The sequence below is a fragment of the Microbacterium sp. As-52 genome, from assembly GCF_049949185.1.
GTDB lineage: Bacteria > Actinomycetota > Actinomycetes > Actinomycetales > Microbacteriaceae > Microbacterium > Microbacterium maritypicum_A.
Genome location: NZ_CP188171.1, coordinates 521,330 through 535,438, shown reverse-complemented (window position 1 = coordinate 535,438; position 14,109 = coordinate 521,330). Strand labels below are relative to the sequence as shown.

Annotated in this window: 14 protein-coding genes and 1 tRNA gene; 11 read left to right on the top strand and 4 right to left on the bottom strand. The window is 64.8% G+C overall.

Going from position 1 to position 14,109, the window contains the following annotated elements; translation table 11 throughout:
* Positions 1-36 precede the first annotated feature (36 nt).
* Positions 37-846, top strand: coding sequence for a Ku protein (locus tag ACLFA2_RS02620; RefSeq protein ID WP_029265674.1), 810 nt, complete (start codon positions 37-39; stop codon positions 844-846).
* Positions 847-882: 36 nt separating this feature from the next.
* On the opposite strand, the gene ACLFA2_RS02615 is transcribed toward ACLFA2_RS02620, so the two are convergent.
* Entirely contained in the window at positions 883-1,662 is a 780-nt protein-coding gene (locus ACLFA2_RS02615) for a DedA family protein (protein WP_021199667.1), read from the bottom strand.
* 96 nt (positions 1,663-1,758) lie between these two features.
* Positions 1,759-1,840: transfer RNA gene (locus ACLFA2_RS02610), tRNA-Leu, on the bottom strand.
* Positions 1,841-1,979: 139 nt separating this feature from the next.
* On the opposite strand from ACLFA2_RS02610, the gene ACLFA2_RS02605 reads away from it, so the two are divergent.
* The 5 genes from ACLFA2_RS02605 (at position 1,980) to ACLFA2_RS02585 (ending at position 6,123) form a co-directional block, all read left to right on the top strand.
* Positions 1,980-2,474, top strand: coding sequence for a hypothetical protein (locus ACLFA2_RS02605; protein ID WP_426621992.1), 495 nt, complete (start codon positions 1,980-1,982; stop codon positions 2,472-2,474).
* An 89-nt stretch (positions 2,475-2,563) separates the two neighbouring features.
* Entirely contained in the window at positions 2,564-3,754 is a 1,191-nt protein-coding gene (locus tag ACLFA2_RS02600; RefSeq protein WP_426621991.1) for a Shedu immune nuclease family protein, read from the top strand.
* Positions 3,755-3,853: 99 nt separating this feature from the next.
* A complete protein-coding gene (locus tag ACLFA2_RS02595; RefSeq protein WP_426621990.1) occupies positions 3,854-4,939 on the top strand; it encodes a hypothetical protein in 1,086 nt (361 codons plus the stop codon).
* A gap of 345 nt (positions 4,940-5,284) precedes the next feature.
* Positions 5,285-5,509: a hypothetical protein gene (locus ACLFA2_RS02590; RefSeq protein ID WP_426621989.1), complete on the top strand. Its 225-nt coding sequence runs from the start codon at positions 5,285-5,287 to the stop codon at positions 5,507-5,509.
* On the top strand, positions 5,506-6,123 hold the full coding sequence (locus ACLFA2_RS02585) for a hypothetical protein (RefSeq protein WP_426621988.1): 618 nt from the start codon (positions 5,506-5,508) through the stop codon (positions 6,121-6,123). The genes ACLFA2_RS02590 and ACLFA2_RS02585 overlap by 4 nt, the downstream gene beginning before the upstream one ends.
* Here the strand turns inward: ACLFA2_RS02585 and ACLFA2_RS02580 are convergent.
* Positions 6,089-7,195 (bottom strand): hypothetical protein, encoded by a 1,107-nt coding sequence (locus tag ACLFA2_RS02580; RefSeq protein WP_426621987.1) that lies wholly within the window; start codon positions 7,193-7,195, stop codon positions 6,089-6,091. The two genes, ACLFA2_RS02585 and ACLFA2_RS02580, sit on opposite strands and share 35 nt — an antisense overlap.
* On the bottom strand, positions 7,188-8,285 hold the full coding sequence (locus ACLFA2_RS02575; protein ID WP_426621986.1) for a helix-turn-helix domain-containing protein: 1,098 nt from the start codon (positions 8,283-8,285) through the stop codon (positions 7,188-7,190). The genes ACLFA2_RS02580 and ACLFA2_RS02575 overlap by 8 nt, the downstream gene beginning before the upstream one ends.
* 57 nt (positions 8,286-8,342) lie before the next feature.
* On the opposite strand from ACLFA2_RS02575, the gene ACLFA2_RS02570 reads away from it, so the two are divergent.
* From ACLFA2_RS02570 to ACLFA2_RS02550, 5 genes are all read left to right on the top strand, one after another.
* A complete protein-coding gene (locus tag ACLFA2_RS02570; RefSeq protein ID WP_426621985.1) occupies positions 8,343-8,513 on the top strand; it encodes a hypothetical protein in 171 nt (56 codons plus the stop codon).
* Between the two features lie 310 nt (positions 8,514-8,823).
* Positions 8,824-10,110: a 3'-5' exonuclease gene (locus ACLFA2_RS02565; protein WP_426621984.1), complete on the top strand. Its 1,287-nt coding sequence runs from the start codon at positions 8,824-8,826 to the stop codon at positions 10,108-10,110.
* Complete coding sequence (locus ACLFA2_RS02560; RefSeq protein ID WP_426621983.1) at positions 10,110-10,817, top strand: DarT ssDNA thymidine ADP-ribosyltransferase family protein; 708 nt, start codon at positions 10,110-10,112, stop codon at positions 10,815-10,817. The genes ACLFA2_RS02565 and ACLFA2_RS02560 overlap by 1 nt, the downstream gene beginning before the upstream one ends.
* Positions 10,814-12,460: an ADP-ribosylglycohydrolase family protein gene (locus tag ACLFA2_RS02555; protein ID WP_426621982.1), complete on the top strand. Its 1,647-nt coding sequence runs from the start codon at positions 10,814-10,816 to the stop codon at positions 12,458-12,460. The genes ACLFA2_RS02560 and ACLFA2_RS02555 overlap by 4 nt, the downstream gene beginning before the upstream one ends.
* 454 nt (positions 12,461-12,914) lie before the next feature.
* On the top strand, positions 12,915-13,742 hold the full coding sequence (locus ACLFA2_RS02550; protein ID WP_426621981.1) for a type II secretion system F family protein: 828 nt from the start codon (positions 12,915-12,917) through the stop codon (positions 13,740-13,742).
* Positions 13,743-14,109: the final 367 nt, after the last annotated feature.

Sequence of the window (14,109 nt, the reverse complement as noted above, 5' to 3'; positions counted from 1 at the left end):
TGGTCGTGACGGCTGTGACTGGTGTCTACTGGTGTGATGAGGACGATCTGGAAGGGCGCACTGACGTTCGGGCTCGTGAATGTGCCGGTCAAGGTGTACTCCGCGACCGAGGACCACGACGTGCCGCTGCATCAGGTGCACGAGAAGGACGGCGGGCGCATCCGCTATCAGCGCACCTGCGAAGTCTGCGGAGAGACCGTGGCGTACGCCGACATCGACCGCGCCTACGTCGACGAAGGCCAGACCGTCGTGCTGACGAAGGACGACCTCGCCGCCCTCCCCGCGGAGAAGAGCCGGGAGATCGACGTCGTCGAGTTCGTGCCCTCCGAGCAGGTCGACCTGCTCACCCTCGACAAGCCGTACTACCTCGAACCCGATTCGAAGTCGCCCAAGGCGTATGTGCTGCTGCGGAAGACGCTCGAACAGACGGACCGCACGGCGATCGTGCGCTTCACCCTGCGGCAGAAGACACGGCTCGCCGCGCTCCGGGTGCGGGGGAAGGTCCTCGTGCTGCAGACCCTGCTCTGGGCCGATGAGGTGCGCGAAGCCGCGTTCCCCTCGCTGGACGAGGACGTGCGGATCTCGAAGAAGGAGCTGGAGCTCTCGGCCTCGCTCGTCGACAGCTACTCGGCGGACTTCGACCCCGAGGCATTCGTCGACGAGTACCAGAAGGAGCTCCGTACCCTCATCGACGCGAAGATCGAGGCGGGCGACACGTTCGACGTGGCCGAGACCTTCGGGGAAGCAGAGAAAGCGGCCGAGGGCGGCGAGGTCATCGACCTCATGGAGGCGCTGCGCGCGAGCGTGGCGCGCTCGAAGGAAGAGCGCGCGAAGAACGCGGGGTGATCATCGGGTGCCGAGGAAACGGCACCCGATGATCGATCAGTGCTTGCCGTCGCCGTCCAGGTCAGGGGCGCGGTCGAACACGTCGGCGTCGAGCACGAGTTCCTGCGCTTCCTCGGCATCGGTGACCACGTCTTCGCCGGCCGCCTCGGCCTTCTTCGCCTTGTGGCGCTCGGACAGGTAGTGCCACAGCGTGACGAGTGCGGTGCCGCCGACGGCCGCGAGCAGGATGAGGTCGATGTAGCTCTCCACGAACTCGGCGACCGGCGGGATGAACCCGATGAGGTAGCCGAACATCGTGAGCCCGAAGCCCCAGAGGACCGCACCGATCAGGTTGTAGAGCGTGTACTTGCGCCACGGCATGTGGCCGACGCCGGCGGCGACCGGGGCGAAGGTCCGCACGATCGGCACGAAGCGCGCGAGGATCACGGTGATGCCGCCGAAGCGCTCGAAGAACGCGTTCGTGCGTTCGACGTTCTTCTTGCTGAAGAGGCCCGATTCCTTGCGCTCGAAGACCGCCGGTCCGCCCTTGTGGCCGATGACGTATCCGACTTCACCGCCGACGAACGCCGCGAGGCCGATCAGGAGGGCGACCCACCAGACGCTGATGCCGAAGACGCCGTGCTCGGAGCCCGCGATCGGGTGCGAGAGCAGGCCGGCGATCACCAGGAGGGTGTCACCGGGAAGTAGGAATCCGACGAGCAGACCGGTCTCGGCGAAGATGATGAAGCACACCACGAGCAGTGCCCACGGCCCGGCGGTCCCGATGATCGTCGCAGGATCGAGCCAGGGGATGAGAGCGGTCGGTGCGTGCAGCATGGTTTCGAGCACTGGGGGAGTCCCGTCGGTCGTGAATGGTCGGCGGTAGAACAGAGCGATGTCGTGACGACCGGAGAAGGCCGTCGTCGTCTCTCGTGCGGAAGGTGGGACTTGAACCCACACGCCCTGGGGCACAGGAACCTAAATCCTGCGTGTCTGCCAATTCCACCACTCCCGCGCGGTGGAATCAGTCTACTGATCACCGATTCCGCGTGTCTGGGGATCAGCCCGTAGTCCGCGCCGTCCGACGGTCGGGCGCGGGGAAGGCCTGTGGATAACTTCCGAGGCAGGCCTCGGATTGTTGCGAGGATGCCGGGGTGAGTCATCCGTCCGCCCTTGTCGCCGAGCGCGTGCGGTCGCGTCTGCGTGCAGAGGGCATCGATCCGTCCGTCGATCCGGACGCGGCGTGGCGGATCACCCACGCCGAGGTCCGGCGTCACGACGATCTCGCCCTCGCCCGCGGCGAGGCCCTGATCGACGATGAAGCGGCGTGTGTGAGAGAGGTCATGGCGTCGCTCAGCGGATTCGGTGCGCTGCAACCGCTGCTCGACGATCCGGAGATCGAGGAGATCTGGCTCAACGGAACGGGACACGTGCACGTCGCGCGAGAGGGAACGGCCGAGCGGACGACCCTTCGTCTCGACGAAGGGACCGTGCGCGACGTCGTCGAGCGCATGCTGCAGTCGACCGGTCGGCGGGTCGACATCAGCCAGCCGTTCGTGGATGCTTCGCTGCCGGACGGGTCCCGTCTGCATGTGGCGATCGCTGATACTGGTGGAGTTGCGTATTCAGATGTCGACTATTCGAGTTAGCTCTGTTGTCGCATGGACGCCCTACCATTTGCCTTGGGGCGCAATCCAAAGCTGCTTGCGCACGAAATGGGGGAAAGATGAGTCCGCGAGTGGACTGGGAGAGGATGCTGGATCTTTCGCATCGGGCCGAGTGGTTCGATGTGTCGACGGGTGACTTCGGCAAGCTCGAGATTCGGGAGGCGAACGAGCACTTTTCGTACTTCTACGACTCGTCTCGGCGCGCGCTCATCAAGCAATTCTTGCTGGACGAGTCCCCGCAAGTAGCGCTCCTGTGCGAGGTGAAGCTAGTCGCGAAGGATGGAAAGTTCTCCCCACGGGTTCGACTGTTGAAGGTGAACAAGGCGAAGGCGTCTGCTCCCACTACGGAGGAACTCGAGACGACCAGCGTTGCGGTGAAGGCGTCGGTGGATACCGCCGGTGGGCATGAGAACTTCATGAAGCTCATGAGCTTCGTGCTGAGTGTGAAGGAGGTCGACGCGGGTGTCGGAGCATTCCACATGGCATCGGCGACCGACGCCGAGATCATGAGTTTGCTCGACGGCCGCAAGCGGGATGAGCTTGTTCCCTTGATTTCGGCCTTGATGGGGTCGTCCCTCAGTGAGAAGGAAATCAATCTGATCAACCACCGCAAGAGCAAGATCGAGCACTTCGAGAGGCTTCTGCGTGACCCGGCGTTCTTCTCGGAGCAGCGAGACCGCACGGGCAAGAGTCCCGAGGCGCTATGGCAATCCTTCTTCGAAGATGCGACATGGATTTTTGGCTATGGGCTGAGTCTCGTCGGTCACGACTCGCTGGATTCTGGTCGGCTCGAGCAGATCACCACGGGCGCCAATCTCTGGTCCGGCGGCGGTAAGAGAAGCGATGCAGTGATGCGTTCGCGGGCCGTGATCAGCACGTTGCTCTTCTGTGAGATCAAACGCCACGACACGCCGCTTTTGCGAACACAGCCCTACCGCAAGCCTGATGTGTATGTGGCTTCTGAAGAGCTCGTCGGTGGTGTCGCGCAGCTTCAGAAGACGGTGCGTAAGGCGTATCGCCAGTTCATAAACCAGATCGAGTCTCGAACAGCTCCAGACGGGTCACCGATGGGTCTGGACTTCTCCACGACGCGGGCGAGGCAGGTGCTTCTGGTCGGAAGTCTCGACCAGTTTCGCAACGAGCATGGCATCAACGGAGAACAGATGGAGTCGTTCGAGCTGTTCCGTAAGGCGAACAACGACGTTGAGGTCATCACGTTCGATGAGTTACTGGCGCGCGCGAAGTTCATCGTGAGCGACTGAGAGCGCAACAGCACTAGGCGGTCGGAGTTGGCGTGCCGGTGGTGGCTGGCGGCGTTGCCCGCGGCGAGGATCGGCGGGCGATTGCGGGACAATGTCCGAGTGCCGAATAGATGCGTCTTCTGTGGTTCTGACGCCCCACTGACCCGTGAACACGTTTTCGGGAAATGGGTCGCCAAGATCGGCCTCGATCTCTCGCCGCTAGAGCATCATGCGGGTCCGCTGAACGCGCTGCCGCGGCACCTCGGCATCCAGCCGCCCTACCGGCAGGAGGTCAGAGACGTGTGCGGCGCCTGCAATAACGGGTGGATGAGCAGACTCGAAAGCGCAGCACAAGCCGTGCTGACCCCGTTGATTCTCGGCGATCCCGGCACCATCGATGTGGGAGAACAAGCGACGATCGCGATGTGGGCCCAGAAGACCGCACTGACGGCGATGCTCCTGTCCAGCAAGGAGCAACGGGACAAGGGGTACGGGCTCGCTCCATCCGAGTACCGTGCCCTGTACGACAACCGCGAGTCGATGAGCCCGCTCCCGGGAAGCCAGTTCTGGGCCGGGCGGTTCGAGGGGGATGGAGCGTTCGCAGCGGTTCGCGTGACGCCGCTGACCGTCCGCATCCCTGGTCTCGCGGAACCACACGTCCCCCAGGCATACGCGGCGACGATCGTGCTCGGCGCGCTGATAGTCCACGGGGTTCGGTTCCCGCCCCCGGCACGCTCCATCGATGCCGTTATGACGTATGGGTTCCCCCAACTGTGGCCGACGAGCTCCCAGGTGGATTGGCCAGCGGGGCAGGTGTGCACGGCGGAGACCTTCGTCTCACTCGCGGACGCTGGCATGCTGCGCGTCGGGAACGGGGAGATTCAGCTGCAGCCGTGGAGGCACGCGGCCCACCTGCCCCAGAGTGTGATCGACAACGGAATGGTCAAGGTTCGAGCGCTGTGTCATAAGCACGATGTCTTTTATCCGCCTGCGCTCCTGCAAGAAGCTCTCAACGGAACTTTCTACGCCTTCATAGTGGCGTGCGAATGTTCCGCGTATATCGTTCACACCGATGCTGATCGGGTCCGATTCCGTGCCGCCGGCCCGCCGGAGAGCATCAGTCAGATGTACGAGGACATGCCGGGAGACGAGTACGTCTTCCGGGACCGCAACGGCGAGTTCATCTGCAAACAGCTTCCGGCCTGACTCGCCGAGATCGCACCCGGTGGTCGGCTTTCCGCGTGTTCAGTCGTTACGCCGATGCCGCCTGCTCGCCGGTGAACTCTAAGAAGCTACCCCCCACGCCGGGGTTGTTCCACGGCTGTCTCCCGTGGATCTCTCTGAGTTTCATCGGTTCCTTGTTCACGGGTCATGCGTCCTCCTTCAGGACACGAGTATGTCGCGCGCGGCCCCTTCTCGACTCCGTTGTCTTAGAAGTAAGATGATCTTATGCTGAGCGAAGTTCATGGACCGCGCCGATTGGATCGGCGCCGACAGTTCTCGGTGCCTCGAGCGTTGCTGGCGGCAGTAGGGATCGCGATACCGGGCAGAGTGAGCTTCGAACGCTCCGGAGGAAGAGTGGTGTTGCGCGCGGCACAGGCGGAGGATGAGGTGTTCCGGATGATGTCCGCGCAGGCGCAGGTGATCGCGCCGGCGTGGGTAGTGACGGCGCTCGGCGCTTCCGCGGGGGATCCGCTCTACGTGCGTCGGCATGATGACGCGGTGGAACTGCTGCCCGCAGGGCGGGTTAGTGTCGAGGGGATGGAGAACGTATGAGCCTGGCCGTGACGCTCAGCGCACCACCCCACCGTGACCTCGACACACCGTGGGCGGGACCGGATGGCCGGAAGTCCGCCGTCGCGGCGATCACGGCACAGCTGTTCCCGGGCGGGGCAGGACTGCCGTTGACAACTTTCTGCCGGGCGCACGTGCACCCGGTCGTGGTGTGGGACCGCCGGACGCTCGCGCAGCGCCTGCACACGTCGGTCGGCCCGGCGACGTCACCGGACGCGGTCCGTCGGCTGATCGATCTCGACGTCGAGTCCCCGTTGCGTGCCGCTGGAATGATCGGTGTGGGCCGCCCGACCGCGATCCGCCGGTCCCTGAAGCCCCTACGCTCGCTGTGCCGCACGGTTGCCGCTTTTGCCCAGTTCCCGGCCCGATCACCGCTCGTGGTCCAGGAGTTTGACGCGCAGGGCACTGCCCTGGTCGTCAGCGATGGCGACAGTCTCGTGGTGCATGTCCCGGGCGACCCGGGCCCGATGCCAGGGTCTGCGCTGAGCCCGCTGTGGCGGCGGGTTTACGAAGAGCGACTGTTCGACTGGGCGCTGCGGTCGAACGCGCTCCCGATCGCTTTCAGTACAGAACGGCTGCCTTCACCCACGCGTTGAGCGAACTGGGCGCGTCCCAGTGCGTGTCTTCCATCTGTGCCGCGATGTCCATGTGCATCATCTGCGCGTTCATCGCACGCGAACGGAACGAGGCGAGCCGATCTTCTCGGGAACCGACGAGCACTTCCCGTGCGGCGGCTGCGATGCTGCCGATGCTGTGCGCGAACGCTGTGTGATCTCCGACGCGGTCGAACACGGGGTCGCCCTGGCAGATCTCACAAAAGCACCAGAAGTAGTCGCCCGGCATCTGGGCCGCCACCATCGGCAGCCGTTCGAGGTGGTGGTAGGACATCAGCCGCGGCACGTACACGGACACCACCCGGCCACCGCGCCCGCCGCCGCCTGTGGAGGTCCAGATGTGCCGCAGCGAGCTGGCGGTCCCGACAGCACCGAAGATGGCGCCGCCGGCGACGGCGCCGACCGCAGAGAGGTCCGAGCGCAGCAGCGCGATCGGTACCGGGGCGGTGAGAACGGTGAGCAGCCCGGTGACGGCCGCCGCGGATCCGAAAGGGTCGGTAGTGTGGCCGACGGCGAGGGCGACTGGGATTCCGGCGCTGGTGATCGCGGCGAGCAGGTCGTTGGCGCGGTTCTTGAGGATGAGATAGTCAATCGGCAGCACAGCCATGACCGGGCCTGCGGCGCGGGCGGCGAGCTGCGCAGCGTCGGCGAGCAGGCTGTGGACGTCGTCGAAGCGTTCCAGGCTGAGGTAGCCGCTATCGGTAAGTGCGAGGGGTGAGCCGTGATCGAGCTGCCAGTTGACCCAGTCCGCGTCGAGTGGCTCGGTGGCGGCCTTGCGGTTCTTCCCGGAGTACCGGTTCGCGTCGAACAGGACACGGGACTGGGCGCCGGCAATCTCACGGTGCTTGGTCAGCAGCCGGTCCGCGGCGGCGGTGATGTTGCCTTTGCCGATCGTGTAGACGGTGTTGAGGGTGCTGCTGCCGCTAAAAGCGGCCACGCGCCGCACATCGGTGTGTGGCGCGTGGATCAGAATGGCGTTGTCGATGCCCGCCAGAGCCCGGGTGTTGCGCCCATGGCGGCGGGTGGACGGCGTGGTCAGGTCGAGGTCAGTCATGAAGCGGTGCTCCCATCGTGAGCGGGACGAGGGCCTCGGGTTGCGGGCTTTCCCCAAGGTAATGACGGCGGAAGGCCGGTTCGGTCATCCCGGCGAGGTCGGCGATTTCGGCGACGGACAGGTGTCGGACGTGCTGGTGGATGTCCAGGATCCGGGTGACGGTGGTGGGGTTCTCCGCAGCGACGTCGCCAGGCTCGCTCTTGCGCCAGCCGAGCTGGCCAAGCCGCATGTTGAACTCACGGTACTGCCGGTCCGTGATCAGCTCGAGGTCGAAGGCGCGGCGGATCAGTGCCGAGATTGACATGCCCCACTTCTCCTTCAGTAGCAGGAGGCGCCGGAAGTCCCCGGTGCGCAACCCCTCCAGGTCGGGGCGGACGGTATCGGCGGGGGCGAGTAGTTCGCTAGCGAAGGTGTTGGCCTGCGCCTCTTGCTCCGGCCCGGGCGCGTCGTGCATAAGCAAGTGGCCGAGCTCGTGGGCGATCGTGAATCGCTGCCGATCGGCGGGCAGACCATCGCTAACCAGCATCATCGGGAACCGCGACCGGTCCTCGGGCCACGTCGACACCGCATCCTGCCCTGGGGTGGAGAGAGGGCGTCGGACCACGATGATCCCGGCGGACTCGACAACCTCCACCATGTTGGGTAGCGGGCCGTCGCCCAGGCCCCACCGTTCCCGCAGCCGCTGTGCGACGGCGCGGGCGTTGCCGTCCAATGCGATCGGGTCGCGCTGCAGGGATCGTTGCGGTTGCGGGTCCAGCCCCGTGAGCAGACCCTCCAGTGACAGGCGGGTGAGATGGGTGACGGCTTCCACGCGGCGCATCGTGCGCACCGTCATCGTGCTGGACCGGCGCCGGTGGTGTAGGCAGCTGATCGACAAACCGGTCACCGAAGGATCTGCCCGCAGCAGACCTGGGGGGCACTGCAGCGCCTCCGCCAGGGCATGGACTCGGTCCTCGGTCAGCTCGAGGCTGTGTGTCTCCAGGCGTGAGACAACGGCCTGTGACATGTTGGCCTCCTTCGCCAACTCCGTCTGGTTCCACCCGCGTGCATCGCGCAGCAGCGCGATGATCGACACTGTCGTATCCGCCATCTCTCACCTCCTACATTCAGAATAGCACATGCATGTTTTGCCGGACAGTTGCGCCACATGATTCGCCGCCATTTCGTGTTCGCGACGATCGAGGGCGCCACCGCCGAAGGCGACAAACGCCGCGCCCAGTGGGGCAAGCTCGCCCACGGCAGCACCGTCGACATGCCCCTCGAAGAAGCCCGTGGGGATTCCCGTCCGTGTCCTCACTGGCACTTCGGCGTGACGTGATTCATAGGCATGGGTGACACGGCCGAATGAACCGCACCGAGATCCCGGGTCTTGCGACTATCGCGGGACCCCAGCTGTTCCCCGCGGAGCACCTGCGCAATCTTCACAAGATAACGATGCGGAGGACCAAGGGACAGACGAACGGAGACTCCAATATGTTGATCAGGACGGGAAAGGGGATGTTGGCGTGCGTTCAGCAGGAACAGTAGGGGGGCTGCCTCGCCCAGTCGGGCGTCAACATGACGTTGTCTACCTTGACGAAGACCGCGACCAGGTTGTCCTCGGCACCGCAGGCTCAGGCAAATCCACCATGGCAATTCTGCGCGCCGTCCACCTCGCAAACCTCGCCTTGGATGACAACCGCACCCTCCTCGTCACCTACAACAAGGCACTGCGGGGCTACCTGCAACACCTCACTGGTCGGGCAGGCGCCAACCTCGACATCGAGACGTATCACCGAGTCGCCCGCGGGTACCTCCACGGTCGCGGTCTGATGGGAGAGGGCGACATCCTCGACGGCGCGATGCGCCACGGCGTTCTCCGACAAGCGATCCGAGACGTAGTCGAGGCAGGCCGGGAGTCGGAGGTGTTGGCACGCCCCGTCGACTTCTTCGCCGACGAACTCGACTGGATCTCAGGGAACGGTCTCGCGACACGGCACGCGTATCTCGAGGCCGAGAGGCGAGGCAGGGCGACGGCTCTCGGCGCGGGTCCGCGCAAGGCGATATGGCATGTCCGGGAAGAGTATCTCACTCGGCGCGCCGCGCGGGGGCGGCGCTACGACTGGTGGGAACTGCCCTCCGCCATCCTGCGTGAGCTCGAGAACGACGAGACCCCTCGCCGCTACCGTCACATCCTGATCGACGAGGCGCAAGATCTTCCGCCTCAAGCGATTCGCTCCCTCGTGAAGCTGATGCAACCAGGCGGCACCGTGACCCTGTTTGCTGACTATGCCCAACAGCTCTATGGCTATCACACCTCCTACGCATCGTGCGGGCTTCGGGTCCGGAAGGCCGAGACCTTTCGTGAGAACTACCGCAACAGCGCAGGCATCGCTCGTCTCGCCATCGCCGCATCCGCATTGCCGCACTTCCCGGACCGGTCGGACCTCGTTGAACCGACATCCCCCGCAACTGCCGGCGTTCCGCCTACTCTGTACCGGGCCGCTTCCCACGAAGACGCAATGCGCGCTGTGCAGTCCCAAGCATCGCAGCTTGCCTCCATAGGGACCGTCGCAATCCTCGCGAAAACCTGGCGCGAGGCCGCGTACTGGGCAGGCCGACTCCCACACCGAGAGCTCAACGAGAACCAGGCGTGGCGTCCAGACGGAGGCCTGTACGTCGGAACGTACTATTCAGCCAAAGGGCTGGAGTTCGACGCGGTGATCCTTCCCGACCTCGGCTCCGCGCGCTTCCCAGACCCCGACAGAGTCGCCGCGTTCGGCCGCCCAGAAGCGCTGGAACGCGACGCGCGACTTCTCTATGTTGGAATCACACGAGCCCGGGCCGAGCTGCTGGTGACGTTCAGAGGCGAACTCACCGAGCTGCTCCCGCACGCTGAGAGCGGACTGTGGGCCGTCACCGGAAGTGACAGTTGATGTCACACGCAGGCGATATCGCGACTTTCGTAGCCACGCGAGGGATCACCCGGGTCACGCATTTCACCAACAGCCGCAACTTCCCCGGAATCCTGCAGACTGGCGAGATACTGCCAACGGCGACTCTCATCGAGCGCGGGATCTCCCACAACATTACTGATCCGGAGCGCTACGACGGCCTGCTCTCGCACGTGTGCTGCAACGTCGAATACCCGAACGCCTACTACTTCAGTAAGGCTGCACGTCGTCCCAACCACACGAACTTCTCGGACTGGATGCTTCTGCTCATCGACCCTAGTATCCTCACGGCTCCCGGTGTGCTGTTCGCCCCGGCCAACGCCGCTAAGCTCTCCGGCACGACGCTCGCCGACGGTGTCACCGGTTTGAGCAACCAGTACGCGCAATCAGTGAACGGCTACGCACGGCAACCAAAGCACCTTCTGGCATGCCCGACCGACGTGCAAGCCGAAGTGCTGGTACCCAACGGAATACCCCTGTCCCTGGTCCGCGCTATCGTCGTACCCAGCGCGGCTGCGGTGACACGAGAGTTTTCCCGCCTGGCGGTCCTTGGACATGATCCGTACGTGTTCGACTGGTTTCAGTCGGAATCAATGTTCCAAGGACCGAAGGTGAGGAACGCCGTGCACGGGCTGGTCCCCCTAGACCTACAAGGTCCGTTCCAACCCGAAGATGAGGTGCCTGAGTGAGGATCACGACCCAAGAACGATCCCGCGCAATCCTCCTCGGCGCTGCCGTCGGTGACGCACTGGGATGGCCGCAGGAACCCCGCGGTGGGCTTGTTGGAGGAGCACGAGCACGCGAGGCCCGGCCGCGCGAAGCGATCTTCACGGATTGGCGACGTAACGCCGGCACTCGATTCCAGCGGTACCAGGAGACGGTTCGAGCCGGTGAATACAGCGACGACACGCAGCTCATGCTCGCCGTGGCCAGATCGTGCCTGTACGGCGAAGGCTGGCTCCGCCACTTTATCCGCGCCGAGTTGCCCGCTTGGCCCACGTACCAGCGCGGAGGGGGCAGGGCCGTTCTGCAGGCGGCCAACGCGTGGGCAAGCGGTCGGGCACCATGGCTTCGCGGGTCAGGCAGCGGAGTGACCCCCGACAAGTACTTCGATGCGGGCGCGAACGGCGCGGCGATGAGGATCGCGCCGCACGTGATTTGGGCACTCACCAATGGCGACCGGCAACAGCTGTACGCCCGCGTCGTCGCTGACGCCACGACAACGCATGGTCACCCTCGAGCGATCCTCGGCGCGCTCGCGCTGGCCAGCGCCCTCTATGAGGCAGCAACCAGCGACGATACCCTGCATCCAGACACGCTCATCAACGCCGCCTATGACGCGGTCACCTATGACCCCGACATTCACGTCCTCTTCGTTTGGGATAACAACGATCGAGCTGATTGGTTCACCGCCACTTGGCTTGAGGCCTGCAATGAAATGTCGCAACTGCTCACCATCGTTAGCAGCTCGCTCAACCGAGGCAGCATGTCGAACGTATCCGACACGCTCGATGACCTCGGAGCCAAAGGGCGCTACTCCGGCTCCGGAACCATCAGCGTCGCTGCAGCTCTCTACCTCGCCGGGCGCGCGGGGTCCCGACCGTACAGCGGCTTGGTCCAAGCGGCTTTTGAGCCCGGGCTGGACACCGACACCGTCGCCTCGATGGCTGCATCAGTACTCGGCGCCGTCCACGGAGTGGACTGGCTCTCGGACGCCGACGTGCAGGATCGCGAGTACATCGAGAAACTTGCAGACGCCCTGTGCACGCCTCAAGCGTTCGAGCTTGTCGAAGACAGTTCCCTCGTCCCCACCCGCCAGTTTTTCCGCGCCCTCGATAACGAACAGGCCATCGGAGACTTCCCAGATGGGCGTCGCTTCCATCGCTCCGAATCATCGGTCATCTCCGAGTCACCGTGGGTCATTCGGCACCGATTGGAGCTCTCGGACGGCCAAACGGTCGTCGTTGACCGCACCCGTCGAACCCCACCCGTGTCGCCCCCAGCCATAGACGACGATGCCACGACGCCGTCTCGCGTCTCCGTCCGGGTGGCACTCCCCACGGCCAACATCGCCATGACGCGTAATTACTACGAGTATCTCCTCGGCCGTCGCCTCAACGGCGGCAGCAACAGCGTGATCATCGACGACGGCATCATCTTCGAACAGGTAGCCGAAGCCAACCGCGCATGGACCGCCGACGCCCAACTCACGATCCGCAACAAGATGGCGTATCAGCGTGCGCTGCAGTTCGCCGACGCCAAAGAACGAGGAAACGGCGTCCTCACCGTCCGGGACCCCGACGGACGCATCCTGTTTATCACCATGACCTGACCGGAGTGAGTGCCGATCCGACACCGCATACCCGTGGTTTGCTTCGGCTGCCGATCCCGAGGCGGGGGAGACCCGCCGGGCTGGCGGAACTTCTTCGCCGGCCGAAACGAGTGCAACTCCTTCTCAACCGATACTCAAAGCTCGCGCAGACAGCGGCGCAATCACTCGACCGCAGTAGCAACGCAGGCGATCCGAGTTTGTAGTGCCCGACTCCGCCCTCTTCGGGGCCGTGCAAGGGGGATCGGCCCCCAGCCGAGCTGCTATCACGCCCGCAGATCAGGTGCGTCTACAGGCACAAGATCCACCCACCGGCACATCTAGTACCTGAGACAGCGCAAGAAGGAAGCCTGCCGATGCGGACCATGATGTGAAACGCGACCACCGACACCGCTGCTCCCCGGCAGATCACGAGCATCCCTTCGGGAGTGCCATACGCTGAGCGGCATCTCTCGTCGTGCGGATCGGGCCGTATGTGCGCGATGTCGTCGCTGACGACTACCTGCCCCGAGGTGTCCTCCCCGCGGTGGGATCACTTCCCACGAGCGGGCGGACGCTGTGGGAGCGTGCGCGGGGCGCTTTCGAGAGGCTGGTCGGCGGGGGAGAGGCTCTCCGCCAGCGCCTCGCGCAGGCGGGTGTGCGCACGAGCCCCGCATCGTTCCGTGGTCGGCAACTGGGCTGGGGCCTCGCCGGGATCGGCGTGGGCGCAGTCGTGCTGACCGTGCTCGCGCTGGCCGGACGGCTGACGGTGCCGACGAGTGTGATGCCGCTGCTCTGCGGGGCGGCTGCCGCCGCTGCGTACGACCTTCAGCTCTCTGTGAGGGCCAAGGCTCGCCGGGTGCGACTCACCGACGAGCTCCCGACGACTCTCGAGTTCCTGGCTCTGTGCCTCTCCGCAGGTGAGGGGTTCCTCGATTCTCTGCGTCGGGTGGCCGACGTGGGCTCCGGCGAACTCACTGCTGAACTGCGCCAGGTGGTGCTCGCGGTCGGCACGGGCTCGCCGCTGGCCGACGCACTGCACGAGATGGCGCGACGCCTCCAGCTTCCCGAACTGTCGCGCGTCGTCGACCAGGTGATCGCGGCGCTCGAGCATGGTGCGCCCCTCGCCGCGGTACTGCACGCTCAGGCGGGTGATGCGCGCGAAGACGCGAAACGTGTGCTGATCGAGCAGGCGGGACGCAAAGAGATCCTGATGCTTCTCCCGCTCGTCTTCCTGATCCTTCCGCTCTCGGTGCTCTTCGCCGTGTATCCAGGGCTGTTCATCCTCCGGCTCGGCATCGGCTGACCGCACGACGAAAGGACCACCATGACCGCACGAACGCAGGAGCAGCGGCGACGCCCCTGGCATGACGCCGCACCCCGGTTCCGCGCCTTCATCGGCGACGAAACGGGTGATGTTCCCGGATGGGTGCTCGTCACATTCGTGACTGGTGCCAGTTCCCGTCGTGGGATCAGAACACGTTCACACTCGTGACAGGTGTTCGGCGCAGCCGGATACCGGCGACGGGCGACTCCGCTATTGTGACGTCATGACAGCCGTGCAACCTGCGTGCTACATTCCGCATGAACCCATTGGGTCCCGCTGCTTCGGGGCTTTGGGTGGCGAAGGTAGCTGGCCACTGGGGGAGTGGGACTTCTCAGTGCGCGATGCT